Consider the following 20,866-nt stretch of genomic DNA (forward strand, 5'->3'; position numbering starts at 1 on the left):
TGACCGGTTCTTCCCCCGCCCGGTCCCGTGACGGACTCTCGCCTTCGACCCGGCCCTGTGACGGGCTCTTCGCCCCCCGCCCGGCAGAAGCCGGCGTGATCGCGGCATATCCGCCCTCCGGGCCAGTGGCACACCTGACCCTGGCGCAGCCCGCACCTTCGCCTTCAAGTCGCACCGGACCTGCGCTCCGGCCTTGAGCCACGCGCGTTGGGGCCGCGCCGAGCCCGCATCCGAGCCGAGGCCGCGCCCCCATCTCCCGCGCAGCCGCGTCCGGTGCCGGTCATCACGCGGCCTTCCGCCCCAAAGGCCCCGCCGAGCCTCGGCGGCGATCACCGGCACGCGTCGGCGGCGCCGTCACCCGGCCCATCGCCGCCACGTGGTCAGGGGCGGCTACCACCGTGTCCATCAACTCCTATCCGCGACAACCGTCGTCGTCGCCGTCGGCGGGCGCCAGCGCAGCACCTCGTCCATGGACCGCAACATCAAGTCCGGCATCATCCTCGACGCCACCGACACCCCCAGATCACGCAACCAGACCGCGACCGGATTGCGGACCTTCGTCACCCGGCAGATGCTCATCGACTGCCGCACCACCTTCGACGTCCGCTCCAGCCGATCCGCGGTGTATCCGGCGAGGAGGTCCTCGGCCACGCCGCCACCGCTCCCGTCGCGCCACTGACCCGCGTGGTGGGCGAGCACGACCGCGTCCTCGATCGCCTGACACGCCCCCTGCCCGAGATTCGGCGTCATCGCATGCGCGGCATCACCCACCAGCGCCACCTTCCCTCGGTGGAAGGCAGGCAGCGGCGTGTCGAAGTAGTACACGTCGTTCCGGATGACGTCGGCGGGATCGGCCGCCCGCAGCAGGGTGGGAATCGGCTCGTGCCAGTCCCCGAACCTGCGCACCAGTTCCTCCCGCTCGTCCCGGAACACGGTCCCCGCGGGCAGCACATCGGTCGCGTACACGTACACGGTGTCCCCGGCCAGCAGAGTGACCCCGAAGACGAGCCCCTTGCCCCAGCTCTCGGTGCTCCGGATGTCGAGATCTCCCCGGGGTACGAGCCCGCGCCAGGCCGTCACCCCTGAGTACGTCGGCCCCGGATGCCGCGGGAAGAGCGTCTGCCGCGTCTTCGAGTGGATCCCGTCCGCGGCCACCACCAGATCGGCGTGGAGATCGCCCTCGTCGGTACGCACCACCCCGCTGCCGGCATCCACCCCCGACACGCTGACCCCCAGCCGCAGCTCACCCTTCCTCAACGCGTCTACAAGCACCTCCATCAACGTCGCCCGCAGCATGACGACCACCGAGTCCCCGTAGCGGGCGTCCGCGGCGTCGGGAGTGGTGTGCGTCAGCCACCGCCCGTCCGATCGGCGGAGCCCCACCTGCCCCTGGATCTTGGAGAACTCGCGTATGGGGTCGCCGAGCCCGATCGTGTCGAGCGCTTTGAGGGCGTTGGCCGCGATCGCGAGCCCGGACCCGACCGGGTCGATCTTCGGCGCCCTCTCCAGCACGGTCACGTCCCACCCTTTGCCGCGCAGCGCGATCGCGCTGGTCAGCCCACCGATACCGCCACCGATCACTACAGCCCTGGGCATGTCAGGACCTCCTCCTCACTACGTCTGTAGTGTCACCATACTACGCCCGTAGTCCGGTTGCACTACCGCTGTAGTATCGGGTTCCGTGAAACGCTCAGAGACCGTCGCGGACACGGCCATCACGTTGCTGGCCGAGCGAGGCATGCGCGGCCTCACCCACCGGGCCGTCGACGAGGCGGCCGGCCTGCCGCCCGGATCGACGTCCAACCTGGCGCGCACCCGCGCCGCCCTGCTGGAGCTGACCCTGTCGCGGCTCACGGAGCTGGAGCTACGGGCGCTGGCGCCGGTCTTCCAGAGCGAGGCGCTGGAACCGTCGGACGTGCCCGGCCGGATGGCGGAGGCGGTGCACGTCCAGCTGCGGGACCGCAGACGCACGCTGGCCCGCTACGAACTGGCGCTGGAGGCGACGAGGCGCCCGGAGCTGCGCGCGATCTACGACGCGGCGGGCCGCCACTTCCGCGACCCCGCCGTCGCCCTGCTGGCCGCACTGGGCTCACGCGATCCGGCACGACACGCACGCCAACTGGTGGCCTTCGGCGAGGGGCTGATGTTCGACGCCATAGCCGGCGCGGGCACCACGCCCACACTGGACGACCTCAACGAGGCCATGCGGGATCTCTTGGCCGGCATGCTCCGCTGAACCCGCCCCTCCGGACCACACGCCGCCCAGCCGGCGCTGCCGGCCCGCTCTCTCTGCGTCCGCGTGCCGCCCGGTCCCATGCCCGGCCGGCCACGGGACGCGGACCCGCAGTGCCTCACCCGACCCCGTGCCCGCCCTGCCAGCACGGCGGTCAGGAGCGGACGGGAGGCCTGAGGAAGGGCGGGCCGCACAGTGGTGCAGTCCCTACTAGCGCGGGGTTACGTGAGCGTCACGTTCCCGTGCCGTCCGGACAGTACGGCGCTCAGGCCGGGGCGTGGGGTCCGGGCGAGACCGGGATACGGTTCGGCCCGGTCGAGCCCCACGCCGACGGCCGCCAGGTCCTTCCGCACCGCGTCCCGGTCGGGGTGGCCGATGGTCAGCGACACCAGCTCGACCAGCGGCAGGCCGCTCTCGGCCGGATGCCGTGTGGTGCCCCAGTCGATCAGGAACGGCAGCAGCCCGCCGTGCCCGGCCTGATCGGGTGGGGTGAGCCGCCAGCACAGCAGGTCGCCGGTCGGGGTGCGCCGGGACATGTCCTGCGGGTCCCCGGGGTCGTAGCCCTGGACGCGGGACCGCGCGACGACCGCGTCGATGTCCTCGACCGCCACGGCCCAGCCGACCAGCGCCGCCCCCTCCAACTCGTCGATCCTGAACGGTCTCGGCCCGGGCGGCGCCTCCTGCTCGGGGTCAGGGCCGATGATCTCGAGGTAGCTCCTGCCGCCGAGGCCGACCAGGTGGTTGCGCGTGCCGAAGCCGGGGTGCCGCCCGCCCACGGCGGGTCGCACGCCGAGCCGCCGCTCCAGGTCGGTCACGGTCGCTTCCAGGTCGGGAGTCGCGTATACGAGATGATCCAGCGTCATGGCTTCACCATTGTGAGTGCTCTCAGCACATTTCGCGGTACGGCAGCTCCGGCAGGTGCCTCGCCCACTCCTGCGGGGAGAGGCCGCCATATCGGGAGCAAATGTGCGCGGCGTGGTCGGTGGGCGGCGGCTCGCGGTTCAGGTCGATGGTGAGGACGACGCCACGCCCGGTCAGGACCCGCAGCCATCGCCCGTCCGGGGTGAAGACGGCCCGCGCCGGACGGTCCACACCGGTCGCAGCCACCGGCCGATCGACGACCAGCAGGCCGCCGTCGGCGTCGGCCGGTACGCCGCCGTCCGGGTGCGGCGGGCTCTCCTTCCCGAGGCGCCATACCCGTACGCGGTCGCTGTCGGTGCTGGCCAGCAGCTGCCCGTCCGCGCTGAACCGCAGGTACCCAGGCGACGGCCGTAGCCGCGTGGACTGCGTGGGCACGCCGTCCAGCCCGTAGATCTGGATGCCGCTCTCCTCCGCGATGGCCACCCGCCGCCCGTCCGGCGCGAACGTCGTGTACTCCCACGGCATCCTCTCCAGCCACGCCGCCTGCGACTCGCGGCCGCCGGGACGCCGGAGCTCGGATCTCCTGCCGGCGAACACCAGCGCCAGCCGGTCGTCCGGACCGACCACCGCGTACTCGCCCACGAAAGCCGCCCGCCGCGCCCGCAGGTCCCACGCCCACCGCTCGCCCGACTGCCTGGCCGCCGCGAACAGCAGCCCGCCGCCGGGGCTGAACCACGCCGCCTGCTCCCCGGGCGCGCCGAGCCCCCGGCCGAAGGGCGGGCCCACGCTCGGGGAACCTGTGTCCCACAGGTACGAGCGATCGACCCCGACCAGCGCCAGCGTCCGGTCGTCGGGCGACCAGGCCATGGCCCGTACGCTCTGGGCGGGACCCGCGGTCCTGGCGATCTCACGGCCGGACGCCAGGTCGTACACCCGCAGCGTGTTCTCCTCCAGCGCCGCCAGCTTGGCGCCGTCGTCGCTGACGGCGTGCAGCGAACGCGGCCCCGCCCACGGATCGGCGAACACCGCCACCGCCGCGTCCGCCGCCGTCAGCGCCCGCCGCGCCTCCGGGATGGGCGCGAGCCGCCAGGCGGCCAGGCTGAGCTTGCGTGCCGCCACCGGGTCGATCAGCCGCAACCCCTCCGCCCGCGTGGCCGCCACCTTGGCCATCGCCCGGTCGAACCGCCCATCGGCGTCGTTCCGCTGCCAGAACGTCTGCCAGAAGGCCAGGAGCAGCACCAGCGGCAGCAGCGCCGCCACCACGGCCCGCCGCCGGCGCGACCGCCTGCGGCCCCGGACGATCGCCGCGTCGAGGAACGACTGCTCGCCCGTGCTCAGTGTCACCCGCCGCCGCCCGCTGGCCGCCCAGGCGAGCGCCCGGTCCAGCGGCTCCCCCTGGAGCAGCTCGGCATCCCGTCGCCCGCCCGCCTGCCACCGCCGCGCCGCCCGCGCCAGTTCCCTCTGCACGGCCAGCCCGTCCCGCTCCCCGTCCAGCCACTCCCGCAGCCGCGGCCAGGCCCGCAGCAGCGCCGCGTAGGTGATCGCCACCTCGCCCGGCCGCGCGACGGCCTCTTCCGCGCCGTCGCCGGGCCGCTCGGGGACTTGCCGGTCCGTGAGCAGGCCCTCCTTCGTGTACGCCTCCAGCACGCGCTCGATGGCGGCCACCTCGTCCGCGTCCCGCCCGCCCACCAGCTCCTCCCTGGCGGCCGGCGTCACCGTGTCGGCGCCCTCCGCGTCCACCCCCACCAGGCGCAGGAAGACGTCGGGCACCTTGTCCTGGTCGGCCGGGCCGAGACGGAGGTAAACGGCCTCGGCGCGGGCGCCGAGCGGCGGGTCGTCCACGGGTTCGGGGGGAAGCAGGCGCCCCTGCTGGGACTGCGGGGCGTCGAGCAGGGACAGCAGGAGCTGGCGGGCGCTGGGGCGGCGTTCGGGGTCGCGGTGCAGGGCGGCGGCCACCAGCCCGCGCAAGGGCCGGTCCAGCCGCTCGCCGTGGCCTAATCGATCGCCGGACCCGTAGGCGGCGAAGATCAGGAGCCGCCCCCAGGCGTACACGTCCGCGGCCGGCCCGTCAAAGCCGTCGGCCAGCCCCAGGCCCACCAGCCGCGGCCCCTCGGCGCCGAGGACGACCTTGTCGGGGGTGAGCGCGCCGTGCACCGTGCCCGCCTCGTGCACGGCGGCGAGCGCGGTGGCGGTGGCGGCGGCCAGCCGGTAGAGGTCGTCGCCCGTGTACGGCCCGTGCCGCTCCACGACCTGGCGAAGAGTCGGACCCTCGATGTACTCGCTGACCAGGTACGGGGGCTCATGGTCCAGGCAGGCCGTCACCACCGCGGCCACCGACAGCGACCGCACCCGGGCGGCCGCCTCGGCGGCGTCCCGCACAGCAGGCATGGCCAGCGCGTAGCGGGCGCCCGGCTCGTCGTAGGCCTCGCGGACGATGACCCGCCCGCCGCCGTCGAGCCGGGCGCCGAGCCAGTAGCCCCCCAGCCGATCGGTCATGCGGGATCGGACGCCGCCTCTCTACATGAGATTCAAGCGAGCCCGGTGCTCGGGCCACTCCTCTACGAGGATGCCGAAATAGACCGTGTCGCGCCAGGTTCCATCGGATCTCTTCCGGTGCCGGCGCAGGGTGCCCTCGCGTACGCCGCCGATGCGCTCGATGGCGTTCCGGGAGCGCAGATTGAGCACGTCGGTCTTGAGCAGGACCCGGTTGTAGCCCAGCTCGAAGGCGTGATCGACGAGGAGCAGCTTGCAGGCGGTGTTGACGGCGCTGCGCCAGTACGCGCGGCCGTACCACGTCCAGCCGATCTCGACGCTCTCGTCGAACCCCGGCACGTCGGCGTACGTCGTCCAGCCGACGGCCCGCCCGGACTCCTTGAGCACCACCGCGAACGGGACGTGCTTGTCGTCGTGGATCAGCCCCAGTGCGACCTTCCCCAGCTCCTCCTCCGACCGCGGCGCGGCGACGGGGAGCCACCGCCACACCTCGTCGTCCCCGCCCCCGGCGGCGAACAGGTCGGGCACGTGGTGGAGGGCGAGCGGATCGAGCCGGACGACGTCGTTCTCGAGCACCACAGGGGAAGGCAGCTTCGCGGTCATGGCGACCACCTTAGGGAACGCAAGAAATCACGATTATGGCCACATGCCGCTTTTTGCCGGGAACCACCTGTCGACAGTCATACCGGCCGGTCGGTAGGCTCACGTCATGGACTTCGCCTTCGACAAGGTCACCGAGGACCTGCGCGAGCGACTGCTGCGCTTCATGGACGAATGCGTCTACCCCGCCGAGCCCGCCTTCGAGGAGCAGGCCGCGACCAGCGGCTGGAGCCCTCCGCCGCTGATCGCCGACCTCAAGGACGAGGCCAGGAAGCGCGGCCTGTGGAACCTGTTCCTGCCGGGGGAGCACGGCGCCGGGCTGACGAACCTGCAGTACGCACCGCTGGCCGAGATCATGGGCAGGAGTCCGGCCATCGCCCCGGTGGCCACCAACTGCGCCGCGCCCGACACGGGCAACATGGAGGTCCTGTCCATGTTCGGCAGCGAGTGGCAGCGCAAGGAATGGCTGCGGCCGCTGCTCGACGGCGAGATCCGCTCCGCGTTCGCGATGACGGAGCCCGACGTGGCCTCCTCCGACGCCACGAACATCGCCACGTCCATCGTCCGCGACGGCGACGAGTACGTCATCAACGGCCGCAAGTGGTTCATCTCCGGCGCCATGAACCCCAACTGCAAGATCTTCATCGTCATGGGCAAGACGAACCCCGACGCGCCCAAGCACCGCCAGCAGAGCATGGTCCTGGTCCCGCGCGACACGCCCGGCCTGCACATCAAGCGCGGCATGCACGTGTTCGGCTACACCGACGCCGACCACGGCGGCCACGCGGAGATCGTGTTCGAGGACGTGCGGGTCCCGGTGGAGAACCTCATCGGCGAGGAGGGCGGCGGCTTCGCCATCGCCCAGGCCAGGCTCGGCCCCGGCCGCATCCACCACTGCATGCGCCTGATCGGCATGGCCGAGCGGGCGGTCGAGCTCATGTGCAAGCGGGCGCTGGCCAGGACCACTTTCGGCAAGCCCGTCGCGCAGCAGGGCGTCGTCCAGGACTGGATCGCCGAGTCCCGCATCAAGATCGAGCAACTGCGCCTGCTCGTGCTCAAGACCGCCTGGCTCATGGACACGGTCGGCAACCAGGGCGCCCACACCGAGATCCAGGCCATCAAGATCTCCACCCCGATCACCGTGGAGTGGATCCTCGACAAGGCCGTCCAGGTGCACGGCGCGGGCGGCGTCTCGCAGGACTTCCCGCTGGCCGCGCTGTGGGCCGGGGCCCGCTCGCTGCGCCTGGCGGACGGCCCCGACGAGGTGCACAAGCGGTCGCTGGCCTATCGCGAGCTCAAGAGGTGGATGTGAACGAGGCGGAGATCAAGGAGCGGGCCGCGGCGTTCCTGGCCGCGCACGACCCGGACGGAGACCGGCTGGAGTTCCTGCGGGCCAGGTTCGACGCCGGTCTGGCCTGGGTGTGGTTCCCCGAGGGGCTCGGCGGCCTCGGGGTGGCCAGGGAGCTGCAGCAGGTCGTCGAGCGCGAGCTGGCCGGCACGCCGCAGATCAACCTCGGCGTGCAGGGCATCGGGCTGGGCATGGCGGCGCCGACGATCCTGGCGTTCGGGACGGAGGAGCAGAAGCGCCGGTTCCTGCGCCCGCTGTGGACGGGTGAGGAGATCTGGTGCCAGCTCTTCAGCGAGCCCGGCGCCGGGTCGGACCTGGCCACGCTCGGGACCAGGGCGGTCAGGGACGGGGACGAATGGGTGGTGGACGGCCAGAAGGTGTGGACGTCGGGCGCCCATCACGCGCGGTGGGGCATCCTCGTCGCCCGTACCGATCCTGACGTGCCGAAACACCGCGGGATCACGTACTTCGTCTGCGACATGCACGCGCCCGGCGTCGAGGTGCGGCCGCTGCGGCAGATCACCGGCGAGGCCGAGTTCAACGAGGTCTTCCTCACCGGCGTGCGGCTCCCCGACGAGCTGCGGCTCGGCGAGGTCGGCGACGGCTGGCGGGTGGCGCAGACCACGCTCATGAACGAGCGCGTCGCCATCGGCGGCGCGCCCGTGCGGCGGGGCGGCGGCATGGTGGCCCCCGTGCTCGACGCCTGGCGGGAGCACCCTGAGCTCCGCACCCACGACCTGCACCAGCGGCTGCTGTCGCTCTGGGTGGAGGCGGAGGTCACGCGCCTGTCCGGGGCGCGGCTGCGCGAACAGCTCGCCGCGGGGCACCCCGGCCCCGAGGGATCCGGCATGAAACTGTCGTTCGCCAAGCTCAACCAGGCGTTGTCCGGCTTCGACGTCGAGTTCGGGCGGGATCTCGGTTACGACGACTGGACGTTCCGCCGCTCGGAGGACGTCGACTTCTACGGCCGCGGCCCCGGCTACCGCTACCTGCGGGCCAAGGGCAACTCGATCGAGGGCGGCACGTCGGAGATCCTGCGCAACATCATCGCCGAGCGGGTGCTCGGCCTGCCCTCGGAACCCCGCGTCGACAAGGACGTGCCCTGGAAGGACCTGCCGCGATGACACTGCTGTATTCGGAGGTGGAGGAGGAGCTCAGGGCGGCGGTGCGAACGCTGCTCGCCGACCGCTGCCCGCCCGCCGCGGTGCTGAAGCGGATCGAGTCCGACCCCTACGACCTGGACCTGTGGAAGACGCTCGCCGGCGAGATCGGGGTGGCCGGACTGCTCGTCCCGGAGGAGCACGGCGGGGCCGGCGCGTCGGCCCGCGAGGTGGCGGTCGTGCTGGAGGAGCTCGGCCGGGCGGTGGCGCCGGTGCCGTTCTTCACCAGCTCGGTGCTGGCCACCTGCGCGTTGCTGCCCACCGGGGACGCCCTGCTCGGCGAGCTGGCCGAGGGGCGGAGCACGGCGGCGCTGGCGGTGTCGTTCGCGGCCTCGCCGTACCGGCCGTCGCGCGGGTCGTCGGTGCGGCTGGAGGACGGGCGGGTGTCCGGGACCGTCACCGGCGTGGCCGGGGCGGAGGTGGCCGACGTGCTACTGGTGCCGGTGGACGGCGACCTGTACGCGGTCGAGGGGGCCGCCGTCGAGGTCGTGCCCTCGCTCGACCTGACCAGGCCGGTCGCCACGGTCACCCTAAAGCGGTGCGAGGCCCGGCGGGTCGGGGCCTGCGACCTGGCAGGGGTGTTGTGGTCCGGGGCGGCGCTGCTGGCGTCCGAGCAGCTTGGGATCGCCGAATGGTGTCTCGACACGACGCTCGCGTACGTCAAGGAGCGCCACCAGTTCGCCCGCCCCGTCGGCTCCTTCCAGGCGATCAAGCACCGGCTGGCCGACCTGTGGCTCGACGTGGTCAGGGCCAGGGCCGCCGCCAGGCACGCGGTCGCCGACTCCTCACCCGTCGCCGCGGCCGTGGCCCAGGCGTGGAACGCCGGCGTGGCCGTCCACGCCGCCGAGGAGGCGCTGCAGCTGCACGGTGGGATCGGGATGACGTGGGAGCACCCTGTGCATCTCTATCTCAAGCGCGCCAAAGCCGCCGAGATCGCGCTGGGCACGCCCGGCGACCACCGCGAGGCGCTGGCCTCACTCGTCGACGTCCCCGGCCCCGAGTGAGGCGAGGAGCAGGTCGGCGAAATGCTTGCCCACCTGGGCGCCGGTCAGCGGCCCTTCCGCATGGAACCACGTGCCCAGGTGGTGCACCGAACCGAAGAAGTAGTCGACGACCAACTCGGCGGGGACCTTGTCGCTGAAGACGCCCGCACGCTGGCCCTGGGCCACCAGACCGCGGAAGCGCTCGTGGTAGCGGCGGCGCTCGGCGCGCACGGTCTTCTGCGTCTCGGGGGCGAGCAGGTGCATCGACCTGAAGAAGATCTTGGAGTCGTCGAGGTTCGCGGTCGTGGTCTCCACGACGTCGGCCGCGGCCTGGTGCAGGCGCTGCTTGAGCGAGCCCGGCCCCTCGGCGATCTGCGTCAGCCGGTTCATCTGCATGCGGAGCACGCGGGCGTAGATCTCATGCAGCAGGTCGTCCTTGGAGTCGAAATAGTGGTACATGGCGCCCTTGGTGACGCCGGCCGCCACGACGATCTCCTGCACGCTGGTGCCCTCGAACCCGCGCTCGGCGAACAGCCGGGTTGCCTCGGCCAGCAGTCGCTGTCTGACCGGTTCCTCTCTCACATGCGTCACGGGCTCAGCATACCGACTGGTCGGTTGCGCCCCGCCTTGCCGGTGCCAATCACCTCACCTTAGGCTTGCCTTGGTTGAGGAACGGGTATCCCTTGACCGGCGAGGGATCTTCGGCGTGGCAGATCCTTTATCTCATCAACTCATTCGGGGAGTTTGCCGTGCCCGGTGGCTCTATCTACGTGCAGCCAAGCGAGAAGTACACAGGAAATTCCCCGCAGTGGTGGTACGAGAAGTTCTGGCGTGAGGACGCCGAGAACCGGCGCAGGTCCAGGTACGTCAAGGCCGCTGTGGGGTTGGTCATCGGAATCGCGCTGGCGATCAGGTTCGATCTCACAGGCGCCGCGCCGTTCATCGGTCTCCTCCTCGCCGGCCTGGTGGCCGGGGGAGACTGGTACTTCCACTGGCGCTCCTTCCACGCGACGGCGGTCTGGCGTGGGGCGAAGCGCGGCGAGGTGATCACGGCCAGGCATCTGCGCAGGTCGCTCGGCCGGCAGGGCTACGTCGTCCTCGACGGCCGCGCGATCCGCGGCCAGGCCTCCATCGACCACCTGGTGATCGGCCCGGCCGGCGTGTGGATCATCGACAACGAGTCCTGGAGCCCTGACACCGAGATCGCCTCGTACGCCGGGCGGCTGTTCTTCGGAGAGAAGTACGGCTCCAAGACGGCCAAGGGTCTCGTGGACGCCGCCGAGGCGTTCGCTGAGGTGCTGACCCGTGAGACGCGCATCCCGGTCACGATCTCCCCCATGCTCGCGGTCCACTGCGGCGACATGCCCAAGGGGGGCATCCTCGTGGCCGAGGGGCTCACGCTGCTCAAGCCGCGCCTCACGGCCAAGGTGATCAAGGCCGCCGAGGGCCGGATCTACACCGACGAGCAGATCGAGGTCCTCACCCGCACCGCTACGAGGGAGCTGCTGAAGCTCAAGGCAGCGGCTTGATGCCTGCTCAGGCCAGCGTCTCGATGAAGGCGGTGAGCTGGGCGACGTTGCGGCACTCGTACATCGGGACCACGGTGCCATAGTCGCCCGCCACCGAGTCGCCGGTGTCCCACTGCGACCGCGGCTCCGGGTTGAGCCAGTAGGCGTGGCGGGCCTTGGACGCCAAGGACTTGAGCACGTCCAGCGCGGGCGGCTGGTAGTTGGAGCGGGCGTCGCCGAGGATCAGCAGCGAGGTCTTCGGGCCGATGGCCTCGCCGTACCGCTCGGCGAAGCGCGCCAGGGCGTGGCCGTAGTTGGTGCGGCCGAAGCGGACCATGTCGGCTTCGTTCGCCAGCCGCGTCATGGCCTCGACCACGTCGGAGCCCGGTGCGAAGAACCTGGTGATCTCGTCGACCGTGTCCACGAAGCCGAACGCGCGCACCTTCGTGAACTGCTCTCTCAGCGCGTACGTCAGCAGCAGCGTGAAGTGCGCGAACGACGAGACCGAGTCGCTGGTGTCGCAGAGGATGACCAGCTCGGGCTTGCGCGGGCGGGGCGGCCGGAAGTGGGTGGTCAGCGGCACGCCGCCGCTCTGCAGCGAGGCCCGCATCGTCCTGCGGAAGTCGAGCCGGCCGCGACGGCCCTTGCGCTGCCTGATCGTGAGCCGCGCCGCCAGCCGCCTGGCCAGCGGATGGACCTCCCTGCGCAGCCGGGCCAGGTCGGCCTTGGTGATGCGGAGGAAGTCGACCTGGTCGAGCGGAGGGCGTACCGCGGAGCGGGCGATGCGCTCGATCCCGGAGTCCTCGGCGATGCGGCGGCGCACGTCGGTTGCCACGGCCTCCTCGAAGCGCCGGACCCCGGCGTCGACCCGCCGGCGCACGGTCTTCTCGGCCAGGCCCCCGCGCTCCCGGCCGGCGAGGGCCTCACGCAGGATGCGGGCCATCAGGGTCTCCGGCGACAGGGCACGCATGACGCTGTAGGAGAACCAGTTCTGCCGGCCCGCGCTCGCCGGCTGGCGGCCGAAGCGCTCGACCATGGCCTGGGCGAACGCGCGCATCTCCGCCTCGGTGCCGTCGGTGAGAAGGCCGGCGAGGTGGTCGCGCAGTTCCTCGACGGTGGCCGTCTCGGGATTCATCGCCTCGTCCGGGCGTTCGGCGTGCAGGCCGGTGGTCACCGCCGGGAACCACAGGTCGAACAGCACGTCGAAGCCGGGCCGGTGGGCCGGCTTCTTGACCAGCGTCGCCACGTAGGCGGCACGCAGCGACTCCCGGTCGGCCAGCTCGATCACCCGCAGCGCGTTCGCCGCGTCGAGCCCCTCGGCCACCGACACGGGCACCCCGGCCTCGCGCAACGCGCGCACGAAGCCCACGTGCCGGTCGACCAGCGAGTCAGGCATCGGGCAGCCCCAGCTCCTTGACCGCCCGCGCCTGGTCGGAGGCGTGCTTCAGCACCACCCCCAGGGTCCCCGCCACGGTCGCCTCGTCCAGCTCCGCGCGCCCGAGCGCCAGCAGCGTGTTGGCCCAGTCAACGGTCTCGGCCACTGAAGGGGCCTTCTTCAGCTCCAGCGCGCGCAGCGTCGCCACCGTCCTGGCGAGCTGCTCGGCCAGCTCGGCCCGGATGGTCGGCACCTGGGTGAGCACGATGTCGCGCTCGCGCTCGGGCGTCGGATATTCGAGGTGCAGGTAGAGGCAGCGCCGCTTGAGCGCCTCGGACAGCTCGCGGGTCGCGTTGGAGGTCAGGACGACGTACGGCCTGCGCGTCGCGGCGATGGTGCCCAGCTCGGGGATCGTCACCTGGAAGTCCGACAGCAGCTCCAGCAGCAGCCCTTCGACCTCCACGTCGGCCTTGTCGGTCTCGTCGATGAGCAGCACGGTGGGGCTCGCGGACCTGATCGCCTTGAGCAGGGGCCGCTCCAGCAGGAACTCCTCGCTGAAGATGTCGTCGTCGACGCCGGCGGCCTGGATCCTGAGCAGCTGCTTCTTGTAGTTCCACTCGTACAGCGCCCTGGCCTCGTCGAGCCCCTCGTAGCACTGGAGCCGGATCAGCCGGGCGCCCGTCGCCAGCGCGACCGCCTTGGCCAGCTGCGTCTTCCCGACCCCTGCCGGCCCTTCGACCAGCAGCGGCTTGCCCAGCGCCGCGGCCAGGAACACCGAGGTGGAGATGGCGTCGTCGGAGAGGTAGTCGACAGCGGCGAGCCGCTCCGTCACGTCGGCGGGCGAGTCGAACATCGATGATCCTGTCTGCCGGAGCTCGGGGCGGAACTTTATTCTAGCGTCACGGGTCCGCCGGATACCGATTCGACCAGGATCGGGATCACCGGTATATTCCTCTCTGCAAGGCGCCGCTAGCTCAGTTGGTCAGAGCAGCTGACTCTTAATCAGCGGGTCCGGGGTTCGAGTCCCTGGCGGCGCACCTCGCATTTTGACCGGGCACCTTCTTTTCGAAGGTGCCCGTCGTCGTTTTCCCCGCCGAAGCGCTCAACCGCGTTGTTGAGCAGTGGTCATGGGCGGGCCGATCCCGTCCAGGGTGAAATGCCTGTTCCATTCCCGCACCCACTTCGGGCCGAAGCCGGGCGTGGTGTTCAGCGGAGTGGTCTTCGGGTCGAATTTCCCGGTGGCCGGTCGAAGGCGAACGCGGCGGCATTGTCCTTCTTGACGTTGTCGCGGATGTTCGGGTACTGCCTGCCGTAGTGGCGGTACCAGCGCTCGACGTTCTCCCGGGTGTTCGCGAAGCCGGTGCCGTCGCCGACCTTCAGCATGTCGTTGAAGCGCTCGATCACGACCTTCGCGTTCGGCACCGGAAGCGCGTTCTCGTGGTAGATCTTGTCGTGGCCGATGTACCTCACGTCCTTGAACACGTTGTCCCGCGCCACGTTGCCGTGCCCCGACTGGAAGAACAACCCGTGCTGGACGTTCTCGAAGACGTTGTGGTGCACGACCATCCCGGACATCCCGTCGTCCATGTAGACGGCCTGGTTGCCGGCCGCGCCGATGTCCTTGAAGTGGTTGTAGGCGACGACGTCGTTCAGGTACGTGTAGTCCCGGCCGGAGTAGATCACGCCCTGGTCGGAGGCGTGCGTCACGAGCCGCTCGAACCTGTTGTGGCTGATCTCCATGTCGTTGCCCATGATCTGGATGGCCATGTGGGGCGCGTCGTGGACGTGGTTGTGGCGGAAGACGTTGCCCACCCCGTACATGTAGCCGGCGGGTGTGTAGGTGGCCAGCTTCGAGAAGTCGTAGATCTCGTTGTGCGCCACGACGTGGTCGCCGCGGCGCAGCGAGTCGCGGTCGCCGCCGGCCGCGAACACCCCGCCGCCGCCCAGGTCGTGCAGGCGGCTGTTGATCACCTTGTTGCGGTGGCCGCCCCTGCTCGTGCGGTATTCGGCGACGGCGGTGATCGCGTCGTCGGCCTCGCCGATGGCGACCGCGTCCATGCTGACGTTGAGGATCTCCAGGCCGTCGAGGACGCACTCCTCGGCGTCGAGGAGGCGGACGCCGGTGCCCGTGGTGCCGTTCAGCCTGAGGCCCTTGAGGGTCACCCCCTTCACGTTCTCCAGCTGGAAGAACGGCGCGTCGAACGACGTGAGACTGATCTCCTTGCCGGCCACGGTGCCGCCGGGCGGGTAGTAGAGCGTGTTGCGGCCCTGGTGGCGGTCGATGTAGTACTCGCCTTCGGCGTCCAGCTCGCTCAGCACGTTCTGGGCCACGCAGGAAGTCCACTTGTCCGTGGCGGCGTACATCGTGGGGTAGCGGGTGCGCAGCTCGCCGACGGCGACGGAGTCGATGCGGACGCGGTCGTTGGCGTAGTTGTTGCCGAAATAGCCCGACAGCCAGCCGTCGGTCTCGTACCTGGTGTGGTCGGCGTCCGCGGCGGAGGGCGGGGCCCAGGTGGCGGAGCGGGCGGAGACGGCCGGGTCGACGGCGGTGTAGACGGTGCGCCAGCGTCTGAGCCGTGTCGTCGGTGATCAGCTCGGGGGCGAAGGTCTATCCGAACGGCGCTGCGAAGCTGGACAAAACCCATCTGACCGTCAAGGAGGCCCCGAAGGGCGCCCGCGACTACGTCTCCGACAAGACCCCGGACGGCACCACGATGGCAGTTGAAGCCGTTCTTGTTGATCTGTCCGGTGGGGATGCCGTCGGCGCCCAGGTCGTAGACGTGGACGTGGGGTAAGGCCGCTTCGGGTACGCGGGATCTCGACGACCATTTCGGCTCGTCCGGGACCTCGCTGAGCTTGCGGAATCTTTCGGGCGCGAGCGTGGTGACCCCGGCGAGCTCCACCTGCTCGCCCGGGTGGGCGGCGTAGGTGACGTAGGAGTGGTGCGCGCCGTCGAGCTCGATGGTCCTGGACGTCCGGTACACGCCGCCGCGGAGGTAGACGGTGCCTCGGTCGCGGGCGGAGGTCCGGCCCGCCAGGGCGTCGCGGGCCGCCGCGATCGTGGCGAACGGGTCGTCGCGGGTGCCGGTGGCGCCGTCTCTGCCGTCCGGCGAGACGTACACGGTGGTCTTCGGGGGAGCGGCGCCGACGCCGGTGTCGCGGTGGCCGCGAGCACGGCGGTCAGCAGGACGCCTAACGCTCTCTTCGGCATACTGCGCGTCATTCCCCCTATTTCGGCTTGGCCGGCAGCTCGCGCTTCGGGGCGAGGTAGACGGAAGGCGGCGTGGTGGAGATGACGGCGCGCTCGAAGTTGATGGCGGCACCCTCCGTCGGCTGGATGTTGAACAGCTGGCCCAGCGACTGCGAGCTGGTGGCGAGCGTGCCGCCCGCCACCGCCAGGAAACCGTACAGCACCTTGGTGTTCTGGGCGATCATGGAGTTGGTCAGCAGAGAGAGCCGGTTGAGCAGGATCTCGCCGACGGCGCGCAGGTGGGGCGTGAGCTTCATGGCCTGGCAGGCGACGAGGTAGCCGAGGACGGTGGCGGCTAGAATGCCGATCTGCATCCAGTAGAGCGCGTAGGCGTCGCGTACCTGGTCGACCTGCGACTCCATGTTGTAGCAGAGGCCGCTGAGCTTCTGCAGGTCGCCGCCGAACACGCTGGCCGCGTCGAGGAACGCCTCCCGGTCGTCGGCGATCCAGCCCGCCCTGGACAGGAAGACGGCGTTGCCGATGAGGCCCGGGTATTCCACCTCCAGGGCCTTGGCCAGCGAGTTCCAGTTGGCCTTCGCGTCGCCCATCGCCGGGAGGTTGGCCAGCGCCGTGGTGGCGATGGTCACGCCCACCATGATGGCCGGCGCCGATCTGGCGGCCAGCTTGAGGTCGTCGAGCGCGGCCTTGGCATGGAGCGCGGCATAGGGCATGGGATGGGTCCTCCTGTCACTGGTAGACGACGGTGCTGGCGTCCTCGGCGGCGCGCCAGTTCGTCTTGATGGTCTCCAGGGCGTCGATCCACGCACCGATCGTCTTGATGGCCTCGTCGACGTGGCCCTTGACGTCGTCGCGGACGCTGTCGTACTTGCCGACCAGGACGAACCCCAGGGTGCCGAAGCCGGGGAAGGGGACGTGGGTGCTGTCGACGGAGCTCTTGAGCCGTTCTAGGCCCGGGATGACGTACTCGCGGAGGTTTCGCTGGATGTCGGCGATGGTCTTGGAAGTGACGTGGATGTCCTGCGCCATGATCTCCCCCTTGACATGTCCGCTGTGTGCGGAAAGCGAAACGTCTGGTTAACGCTGAATGAGCGTATGGAGTAATGTCAAGGGACAGTAGTGATCTTTGTTACAGACGTCGCGGAGGGGGCGTATGGTGCTCGATCCCGGTGGTATCGGTCCGGAGGACCTGGAGCGCGTGGCGCGGGAGGCGGAACAGGCCCTGCACCGCCTCGCCGACGTGCAGGAACGCCTCGGCGAGGTACGCGGGACCGGCACCGCGGCGGGCGGGCGGATCGTCGTCGGCGCCGACGCCTCCGGCCGGATCGACTCGATCAAGCTGGACCCGCGGGTGATGCGGATGGCCAGTCATGAGCTGGCCGCGGAGCTGCTGCGCGCGGTCAACGCGGCGCAGGACGACTGCGCGCGGCAGGCCGGCGACCTGATCGCCGAGGCCGGTGTCGACACCACCGTGGACGAGGCCGCGTTCGCGGCCATGGAGCGACGGCTGGAGGACGCCCACGCCGCCTTCGCCAGGGACCTGGAACATCCGCCGGGACGGTGACGTGGCCCCGGCCGAAGGGCGTGCGGGTCACTGCTGGGAAGCTCGTCGCGAGCGCCCGCGCAGCACGAGACCGGTGGCCGAGGAGAAGAGGACCAGCAGGGAGCCGACCAGCACCAACGCCCGCCCGTCGGGCCCGGCCTCGCCGCCCGCCCCGGTGTCGGCTCCGCCGGCCGGGGTCCTCGTGACGGTGGCCGTGACGGTGTCGTCCGGCTCCGGCGTCGTGGTGGTGTCCTCGCCGTCCTCGTCGTCCGTCTCGCTGGTGTCCGGGCTCGGCGTGGTCGTCGCGGCGCCCTCGCCGACCGCGAGGGGGTACTCCGTCAGGGCGCCTCTGTCCTTGACCTCGCACTCGATCACGGGCTCCTGAGGGGTGGGGCCGAAGTTGATGGCGGCCGCGTGCACCGTGCCGGCATCGTCCCTGTCGGGCGTCGTCGTGGTCAGATTGACGGTCGTCGTGGGGAGGGGGATGGGCGCTCCAGGGGTGACCGTGCCGAGCTGTGCCACGCCTGTGGCCGAGGTGAGGCCGCGGATGTCGCTGATGCCTGCGTAGGCGTACAGGTTGAGTCCCCCGTCCAGGCCGGTCGTGGGCGCGAGCAGTTCGTCGGCTCCGGCGTAGGAGCCGGTCCAGCCGATCGTCAGGTTCTCGCGCCTCCCGACCGTGGCGGGGACCGTGAGCACCACGTCGATCCTGATCTCCTGCTTCTCACCCGTGGCGATCGTGGTGCACTCGTACGGCACCACGGTCGCCGCGTGGGCGTGCGATAACAGCAGGGCGGCGAGCGGGGCGATCAGGTGGACGCGCACGGTGGCTCTCCTTGCGGCAGATGGTGCACTTGAGGGGACGAGAGGCGGGGACGCTGGGTTGACACGATTGTCCACATGGGGACAAGTTCAGCGCAGGCGGGGCGTGTAGGGCGGGAGGGCGTCGAGGTCCAGGTCCGCGTCGGGCCAGCGACGGCGGAGCAGGGCGGCCCCTCGCCGGGCCCACCCGGCGAGGTGCGGCAGAACGCGGTGGGCCTCGGCCGTACGGGCGGTGGCCTCGAGGGTCGCGACCAGCTGCGGGCGGCTGTGGTCGCCGGGGGCGCGGGCGTCGACAGTGAGGAGGCGTTCCAACCGGCGGAGCGCGAACGAGACGCAGGCCGCGGCCAGACCGAAGCCGTACCGCCGGTCGTCCTCGGCCTCGGGCACGCCGCGGGTCAGGGCGCGGCGATACTCGGCGGCAAGGGGATCGTCGCGGACCGACAGCCAGGCGGGGCCGGGGACGTGCAGGCAGACGGCGTCGTGGAGGGCGTGGGTGTAGCCGGCGAACTCGAAGTCGATGAGGCGCGCGTCCGGGTCGCCCGAAGCGTTCACGAGCACGTTGTTGGCCTCCGGGTCGCCGTTGCTCAGCGCCAGGAACGGCCCCGGCTCGGCCAGCTCCGCCAGTGCGGCGGCCAGCTCGTGCTCGGCCTCGCCCGTGATCGGCGCGCCGAGGGCGGCGGCCTGCCTGCGACCCTCGGCCTCGTGGGCGACGAAACGCCCGAAGCGGTCCTCGGCGACGGCGACCGGCCCGAGAGCGGCCCTGCGGGCGTAGTACGTCGCGGCTCGGCCGGCGGTGGCGGCGTTGAGCTCGCCGCGGGCGCGGGCGAAGGCGGCCAGGCGATCGGCGTGCGCGGCGGCGCCGTCCGCGAGCAGCAGCTGATCCAGCGGCGTGCGGGGGGCCAGGTCCTCCAGCACGACGAGCCCGGCCGCAAGATCGGCGGCGAGGACGCGGGGCGCCAGGCCGAGGCCGAGATCATCGGAGAGGAAGCGCAGCGCGGCCAGCTCGGTGCGGGTCCGCCACGAGATGGTTCGGGACCCGTTGACGTGTGGTCGCGTCCATTTGACGATCACCCGCTCGGCGCCGTCCAGCCGCGCCCGCACCACGGCCCAAGGCGGCACCGGCTCCCAGCCGACGACCGTGACGGAGGCGGAACGATGCCGGGACAGGACGGATTCCACGTCGGCCGGCCGGCCGATCTCTTCCGCGGTCACCGGTGAAGCTTACGTCGGAGCGACGGCATGAGGACACGGCCGAGGCCACGCCCCGCGTTGTCCGCACAATCCGGTCTGCCGCGCGCCGATCCCCGTCCGGAGGTGCGCCCGCTTGGGAAGATCGTCATTCCGCGCGGCGGAACTCCTCGCCGCTGGTCCCCGCCCCGGCTGTTGCTCCGTGCGGCCACGCGGGAACGGTCGGCCGGCTCGCCGGAGAGCCCCGAACGCTCGATGCACCGGTCGACCCACTCCGGGAGCAAGCCCAGGGCCGTCTTGGCGTCTTCCTCCAGATACATGTCCCCGACCAGGACGGCCGTGTGCTCGATCCGGTGAGGCGAGCACACGTACGAGAAGGGGCCGCGGACGCCGGCCCAGCTGTCGGCCAGGGTGCCGATGTCCTCCCTGGCCGGTCGGCTGCCTTTGCGGGCGGCAAGCCAGGCGGCGAAGTCATCGACGACAGGCTCGGCTCCTGCCGCCGCCACCGGGCCGACGGCCGTCCGCCACTCGGCGAGCGCTTCCTCCGATGACGCGAAGACCCCGGCCGCGACGATTGCGTCCGAGCCGCACTGGTCGATGTCCCAGCAGTACCAATGCTGGTCGGTGTCCCGCCATGCGAACGGCGCGAGCAGGACTCATGGCTCGTCGGCGTTGGTGCGCCACAGGGGGCGGCGGAGCTGAGTGCGGGCAGTCCGGCGGTCGAGTTGGGCTCTTCTCGCAACATTCGGTAATGGCCGTGCCACAATCTGTGCATGGCAATGTTGCAATCGGCCAATCGCCTGCCTGATCACGGAAGCGGAGGGCTGGGCCAGGTGGCGCACGGAGCGCTGACGACTCCGTCGGGCGGCCACGACGACCTGAGGATGTTCCTCGGCTACAACACGCTGCCCGATCCGCCGTTCCCGCTGGTCGGCTACCTGCAGTACGACATGGGCCAGCGGGCGGACGTCGACCTGGTCACCCTGCTCAGCGCGGCCGCCGAGTCCATGAGGGCGCAGCCGGTGCCGCCGCCGGAGGCGTTCGACGAGTCGCGCCGGCGGGTGGCGGCGGCGATGCGGGTGGACGCCATCGTGATGGTCGTCCCGGCGAGGGCGCTCGCGCCGCAGCACAGCGAGGCCGCCCGCGCCCTGTGGGCCAACCTGGCCGAGGGCTACTACCGCCCCGGCGACGCCGAGGCCTGCGTCGACGCGCGGGAGGCCTCGGTGGCGCTGGCCGTCGACCGCGAGGGCGCCCAGGTGCTGCTGATGGCCGAGCGGGACCCGTCCGGCGCCCACGCCGCGCCGACGCGGGTCGAAGGGGAGCCGCACGGAGCGCTGTTCGACCTGCTGGGAGACGTGCTGGAGGCCCAGTACACCTGGACCAAGGCGGCGTTCGCGCTCTGAGCCGGGCGTCGGAAGGGCATCAGGTCGCCGTGCCACCAGCCGTGGCTCAGCTCCGGCTAGCCCCAGAAGCCTGCGGTTCGGCGCCGAACTGCGGCTTGCGCAGGGTGGCCTAGGCGTGCGCGCCGAGCCACCGCTCGATCCGGT

Annotated in this window: 20 protein-coding genes and 1 tRNA gene; 9 read left to right on the top strand and 12 right to left on the bottom strand. The window is 71.2% G+C overall.

Features of this window, described 5'->3' with window-relative positions:
• Nucleotides 1-405 precede the first annotated feature (405 nt).
• Nucleotides 406-1,596, bottom strand: coding sequence for an FAD-dependent monooxygenase (locus ID574_RS26975; protein ID WP_188191753.1), 1,191 nt, complete (start codon nucleotides 1,594-1,596; stop codon nucleotides 406-408).
• An 85-nt stretch (nucleotides 1,597-1,681) separates the two neighbouring features.
• Between ID574_RS26975 and ID574_RS26980 the strand changes: the two genes are divergently transcribed.
• Nucleotides 1,682-2,236, top strand: coding sequence for a TetR/AcrR family transcriptional regulator (locus ID574_RS26980; protein WP_223167092.1), 555 nt, complete (start codon nucleotides 1,682-1,684; stop codon nucleotides 2,234-2,236).
• A gap of 218 nt (nucleotides 2,237-2,454) precedes the next feature.
• On the opposite strand, the gene ID574_RS26985 is transcribed toward ID574_RS26980, so the two are convergent.
• From ID574_RS26985 to ID574_RS26995, 3 genes are read right to left on the bottom strand one after another with little or no spacing between them, the layout of a single operon-like run.
• A complete protein-coding gene (locus ID574_RS26985; RefSeq protein WP_188191754.1) occupies nucleotides 2,455-3,096 on the bottom strand; it encodes a VOC family protein in 642 nt (213 codons plus the stop codon).
• 22 nt (nucleotides 3,097-3,118) lie between these two features.
• Nucleotides 3,119-5,590, bottom strand: coding sequence for an nSTAND1 domain-containing NTPase (locus tag ID574_RS26990; RefSeq protein ID WP_188191755.1), 2,472 nt, complete (start codon nucleotides 5,588-5,590; stop codon nucleotides 3,119-3,121).
• Nucleotides 5,591-5,611: 21 nt separating this feature from the next.
• Nucleotides 5,612-6,190: a GNAT family N-acetyltransferase gene (locus ID574_RS26995; RefSeq protein ID WP_188191756.1), complete on the bottom strand. Its 579-nt coding sequence runs from the start codon at nucleotides 6,188-6,190 to the stop codon at nucleotides 5,612-5,614.
• Nucleotides 6,191-6,296: 106 nt separating this feature from the next.
• On the opposite strand from ID574_RS26995, the gene ID574_RS27000 reads away from it, so the two are divergent.
• The 3 genes from ID574_RS27000 to ID574_RS27010 are packed head-to-tail and all read left to right on the top strand — an operon-like array spanning nucleotide 6,297 to nucleotide 9,699.
• Nucleotides 6,297-7,499 carry an acyl-CoA dehydrogenase family protein gene (locus tag ID574_RS27000; protein WP_188191757.1) on the top strand — a complete coding sequence of 401 codons (1,203 nt, stop codon included), beginning with the start codon at nucleotides 6,297-6,299 and terminating at the stop codon, nucleotides 7,497-7,499.
• A complete protein-coding gene (locus ID574_RS27005; RefSeq protein WP_188191943.1) occupies nucleotides 7,496-8,659 on the top strand; it encodes an acyl-CoA dehydrogenase family protein in 1,164 nt (387 codons plus the stop codon). The genes ID574_RS27000 and ID574_RS27005 overlap by 4 nt, the downstream gene beginning before the upstream one ends.
• Entirely contained in the window at nucleotides 8,656-9,699 is a 1,044-nt protein-coding gene (locus ID574_RS27010; protein WP_188191758.1) for an acyl-CoA dehydrogenase family protein, read from the top strand. The genes ID574_RS27005 and ID574_RS27010 overlap by 4 nt, the downstream gene beginning before the upstream one ends.
• Here ID574_RS27010 and ID574_RS27015 read toward each other — a convergent pair.
• A complete protein-coding gene (locus ID574_RS27015) occupies nucleotides 9,670-10,269 on the bottom strand; it encodes a TetR/AcrR family transcriptional regulator (RefSeq protein WP_188191759.1) in 600 nt (199 codons plus the stop codon). The genes ID574_RS27010 and ID574_RS27015 overlap by 30 nt on opposite strands.
• Before the next feature lie 158 nt (nucleotides 10,270-10,427).
• On the opposite strand from ID574_RS27015, the gene ID574_RS27020 reads away from it, so the two are divergent.
• Entirely contained in the window at nucleotides 10,428-11,207 is a 780-nt protein-coding gene (locus tag ID574_RS27020; protein ID WP_188191760.1) for a nuclease-related domain-containing protein, read from the top strand.
• Nucleotides 11,208-11,214: 7 nt separating this feature from the next.
• On the opposite strand, the gene ID574_RS27025 is transcribed toward ID574_RS27020, so the two are convergent.
• Together ID574_RS27025 and ID574_RS27030 are read right to left on the bottom strand one after the other, a co-directional pair.
• Nucleotides 11,215-12,582 (bottom strand): vWA domain-containing protein, encoded by a 1,368-nt coding sequence (locus ID574_RS27025; RefSeq protein ID WP_188191761.1) that lies wholly within the window; start codon nucleotides 12,580-12,582, stop codon nucleotides 11,215-11,217.
• On the bottom strand, nucleotides 12,575-13,414 hold the full coding sequence (locus ID574_RS27030; RefSeq protein ID WP_188191762.1) for an AAA family ATPase: 840 nt from the start codon (nucleotides 13,412-13,414) through the stop codon (nucleotides 12,575-12,577). Before ID574_RS27030 ends, ID574_RS27025 begins: the two co-directional genes overlap by 8 nt.
• A 110-nt stretch (nucleotides 13,415-13,524) precedes the next feature.
• Between ID574_RS27030 and ID574_RS27035 the strand changes: the two genes are divergently transcribed.
• A tRNA-Lys gene (locus ID574_RS27035) sits at nucleotides 13,525-13,598 on the top strand.
• A gap of 169 nt (nucleotides 13,599-13,767) precedes the next feature.
• Here the strand turns inward: ID574_RS27035 and ID574_RS27040 are convergent.
• Entirely contained in the window at nucleotides 13,768-14,892 is a 1,125-nt protein-coding gene (locus tag ID574_RS27040) for a right-handed parallel beta-helix repeat-containing protein (protein WP_188191763.1), read from the bottom strand.
• 245 nt (nucleotides 14,893-15,137) lie between these two features.
• Here ID574_RS27040 and ID574_RS27045 point away from each other — a divergent pair, with 245 nt between their 5' ends.
• Nucleotides 15,138-15,356: a hypothetical protein gene (locus ID574_RS27045; protein WP_188191764.1), complete on the top strand. Its 219-nt coding sequence runs from the start codon at nucleotides 15,138-15,140 to the stop codon at nucleotides 15,354-15,356.
• Between the two features lie 433 nt (nucleotides 15,357-15,789).
• On the opposite strand, the gene ID574_RS27050 is transcribed toward ID574_RS27045, so the two are convergent.
• Both ID574_RS27050 and ID574_RS27055 read right to left on the bottom strand, forming a co-directional pair.
• Entirely contained in the window at nucleotides 15,790-16,482 is a 693-nt protein-coding gene (locus ID574_RS27050) for a hypothetical protein (RefSeq protein WP_188191765.1), read from the bottom strand.
• 16 nt (nucleotides 16,483-16,498) lie between these two features.
• Nucleotides 16,499-16,798 carry a hypothetical protein gene (locus tag ID574_RS27055; protein ID WP_188191766.1) on the bottom strand — a complete coding sequence of 100 codons (300 nt, stop codon included), beginning with the start codon at nucleotides 16,796-16,798 and terminating at the stop codon, nucleotides 16,499-16,501.
• A 124-nt stretch (nucleotides 16,799-16,922) separates the two neighbouring features.
• Here ID574_RS27055 and ID574_RS27060 point away from each other — a divergent pair, with 124 nt between their 5' ends.
• Nucleotides 16,923-17,333, top strand: coding sequence for a YbaB/EbfC family nucleoid-associated protein (locus tag ID574_RS27060; protein ID WP_188191767.1), 411 nt, complete (start codon nucleotides 16,923-16,925; stop codon nucleotides 17,331-17,333).
• A 27-nt stretch (nucleotides 17,334-17,360) separates the two neighbouring features.
• On the opposite strand, the gene ID574_RS27065 is transcribed toward ID574_RS27060, so the two are convergent.
• Nucleotides 17,361-18,134 (bottom strand): hypothetical protein, encoded by a 774-nt coding sequence (locus ID574_RS27065; RefSeq protein ID WP_188191768.1) that lies wholly within the window; start codon nucleotides 18,132-18,134, stop codon nucleotides 17,361-17,363.
• 87 nt (nucleotides 18,135-18,221) lie between these two features.
• Complete coding sequence (locus ID574_RS27070; RefSeq protein ID WP_188191769.1) at nucleotides 18,222-19,343, bottom strand: phosphotransferase; 1,122 nt, start codon at nucleotides 19,341-19,343, stop codon at nucleotides 18,222-18,224.
• A 749-nt stretch (nucleotides 19,344-20,092) separates the two neighbouring features.
• On the opposite strand from ID574_RS27070, the gene ID574_RS27075 reads away from it, so the two are divergent.
• Complete coding sequence (locus ID574_RS27075; RefSeq protein WP_188191770.1) at nucleotides 20,093-20,722, top strand: hypothetical protein; 630 nt, start codon at nucleotides 20,093-20,095, stop codon at nucleotides 20,720-20,722.
• The last annotated feature ends 144 nt before the right edge of the window (nucleotides 20,723-20,866 follow it).

The organism is Nonomuraea sp. SYSU D8015, from assembly GCF_008065375.1.
In the GTDB taxonomy this organism is placed as follows: Bacteria; Actinomycetota; Actinomycetes; order Streptosporangiales; family Streptosporangiaceae; genus Nonomuraea.

What these genes read in the sequence shown, in the direction of transcription:
- ID574_RS27055 (WP_188191766.1), bottom strand. Translation starts at nt 16,798, where the DNA reads ATGGCGCAGGACATCCACGTCACTTCCAAGACCATCGCCGACATCCAG.
- ID574_RS27030 (WP_188191762.1), bottom strand. Translation starts at nt 13,414, where the DNA reads ATGTTCGACTCGCCCGCCGACGTGACGGAGCGGCTCGCCGCTGTCGAC.
- ID574_RS27060 (WP_188191767.1), top strand. Translation starts at nt 16,923, where the DNA reads ATGGTGCTCGATCCCGGTGGTATCGGTCCGGAGGACCTGGAGCGCGTG.
- ID574_RS26995 (WP_188191756.1), bottom strand. Translation starts at nt 6,190, where the DNA reads ATGACCGCGAAGCTGCCTTCCCCTGTGGTGCTCGAGAACGACGTCGTC.
- ID574_RS27000 (WP_188191757.1), top strand. Translation starts at nt 6,297, where the DNA reads ATGGACTTCGCCTTCGACAAGGTCACCGAGGACCTGCGCGAGCGACTG.
- ID574_RS27050 (WP_188191765.1), bottom strand. Translation starts at nt 16,482, where the DNA reads ATGCCCTATGCCGCGCTCCATGCCAAGGCCGCGCTCGACGACCTCAAG.
- ID574_RS26990 (WP_188191755.1), bottom strand. Translation starts at nt 5,590, where the DNA reads ATGACCGATCGGCTGGGGGGCTACTGGCTCGGCGCCCGGCTCGACGGC.
- ID574_RS27075 (WP_188191770.1), top strand. Translation starts at nt 20,093, where the DNA reads ATGGCAATGTTGCAATCGGCCAATCGCCTGCCTGATCACGGAAGCGGA.
- ID574_RS26985 (WP_188191754.1), bottom strand. Translation starts at nt 3,096, where the DNA reads ATGACGCTGGATCATCTCGTATACGCGACTCCCGACCTGGAAGCGACC.
- ID574_RS27010 (WP_188191758.1), top strand. Translation starts at nt 8,656, where the DNA reads ATGACACTGCTGTATTCGGAGGTGGAGGAGGAGCTCAGGGCGGCGGTG.
- ID574_RS26975 (WP_188191753.1), bottom strand. Translation starts at nt 1,596, where the DNA reads ATGCCCAGGGCTGTAGTGATCGGTGGCGGTATCGGTGGGCTGACCAGC.
- ID574_RS27025 (WP_188191761.1), bottom strand. Translation starts at nt 12,582, where the DNA reads ATGCCTGACTCGCTGGTCGACCGGCACGTGGGCTTCGTGCGCGCGTTG.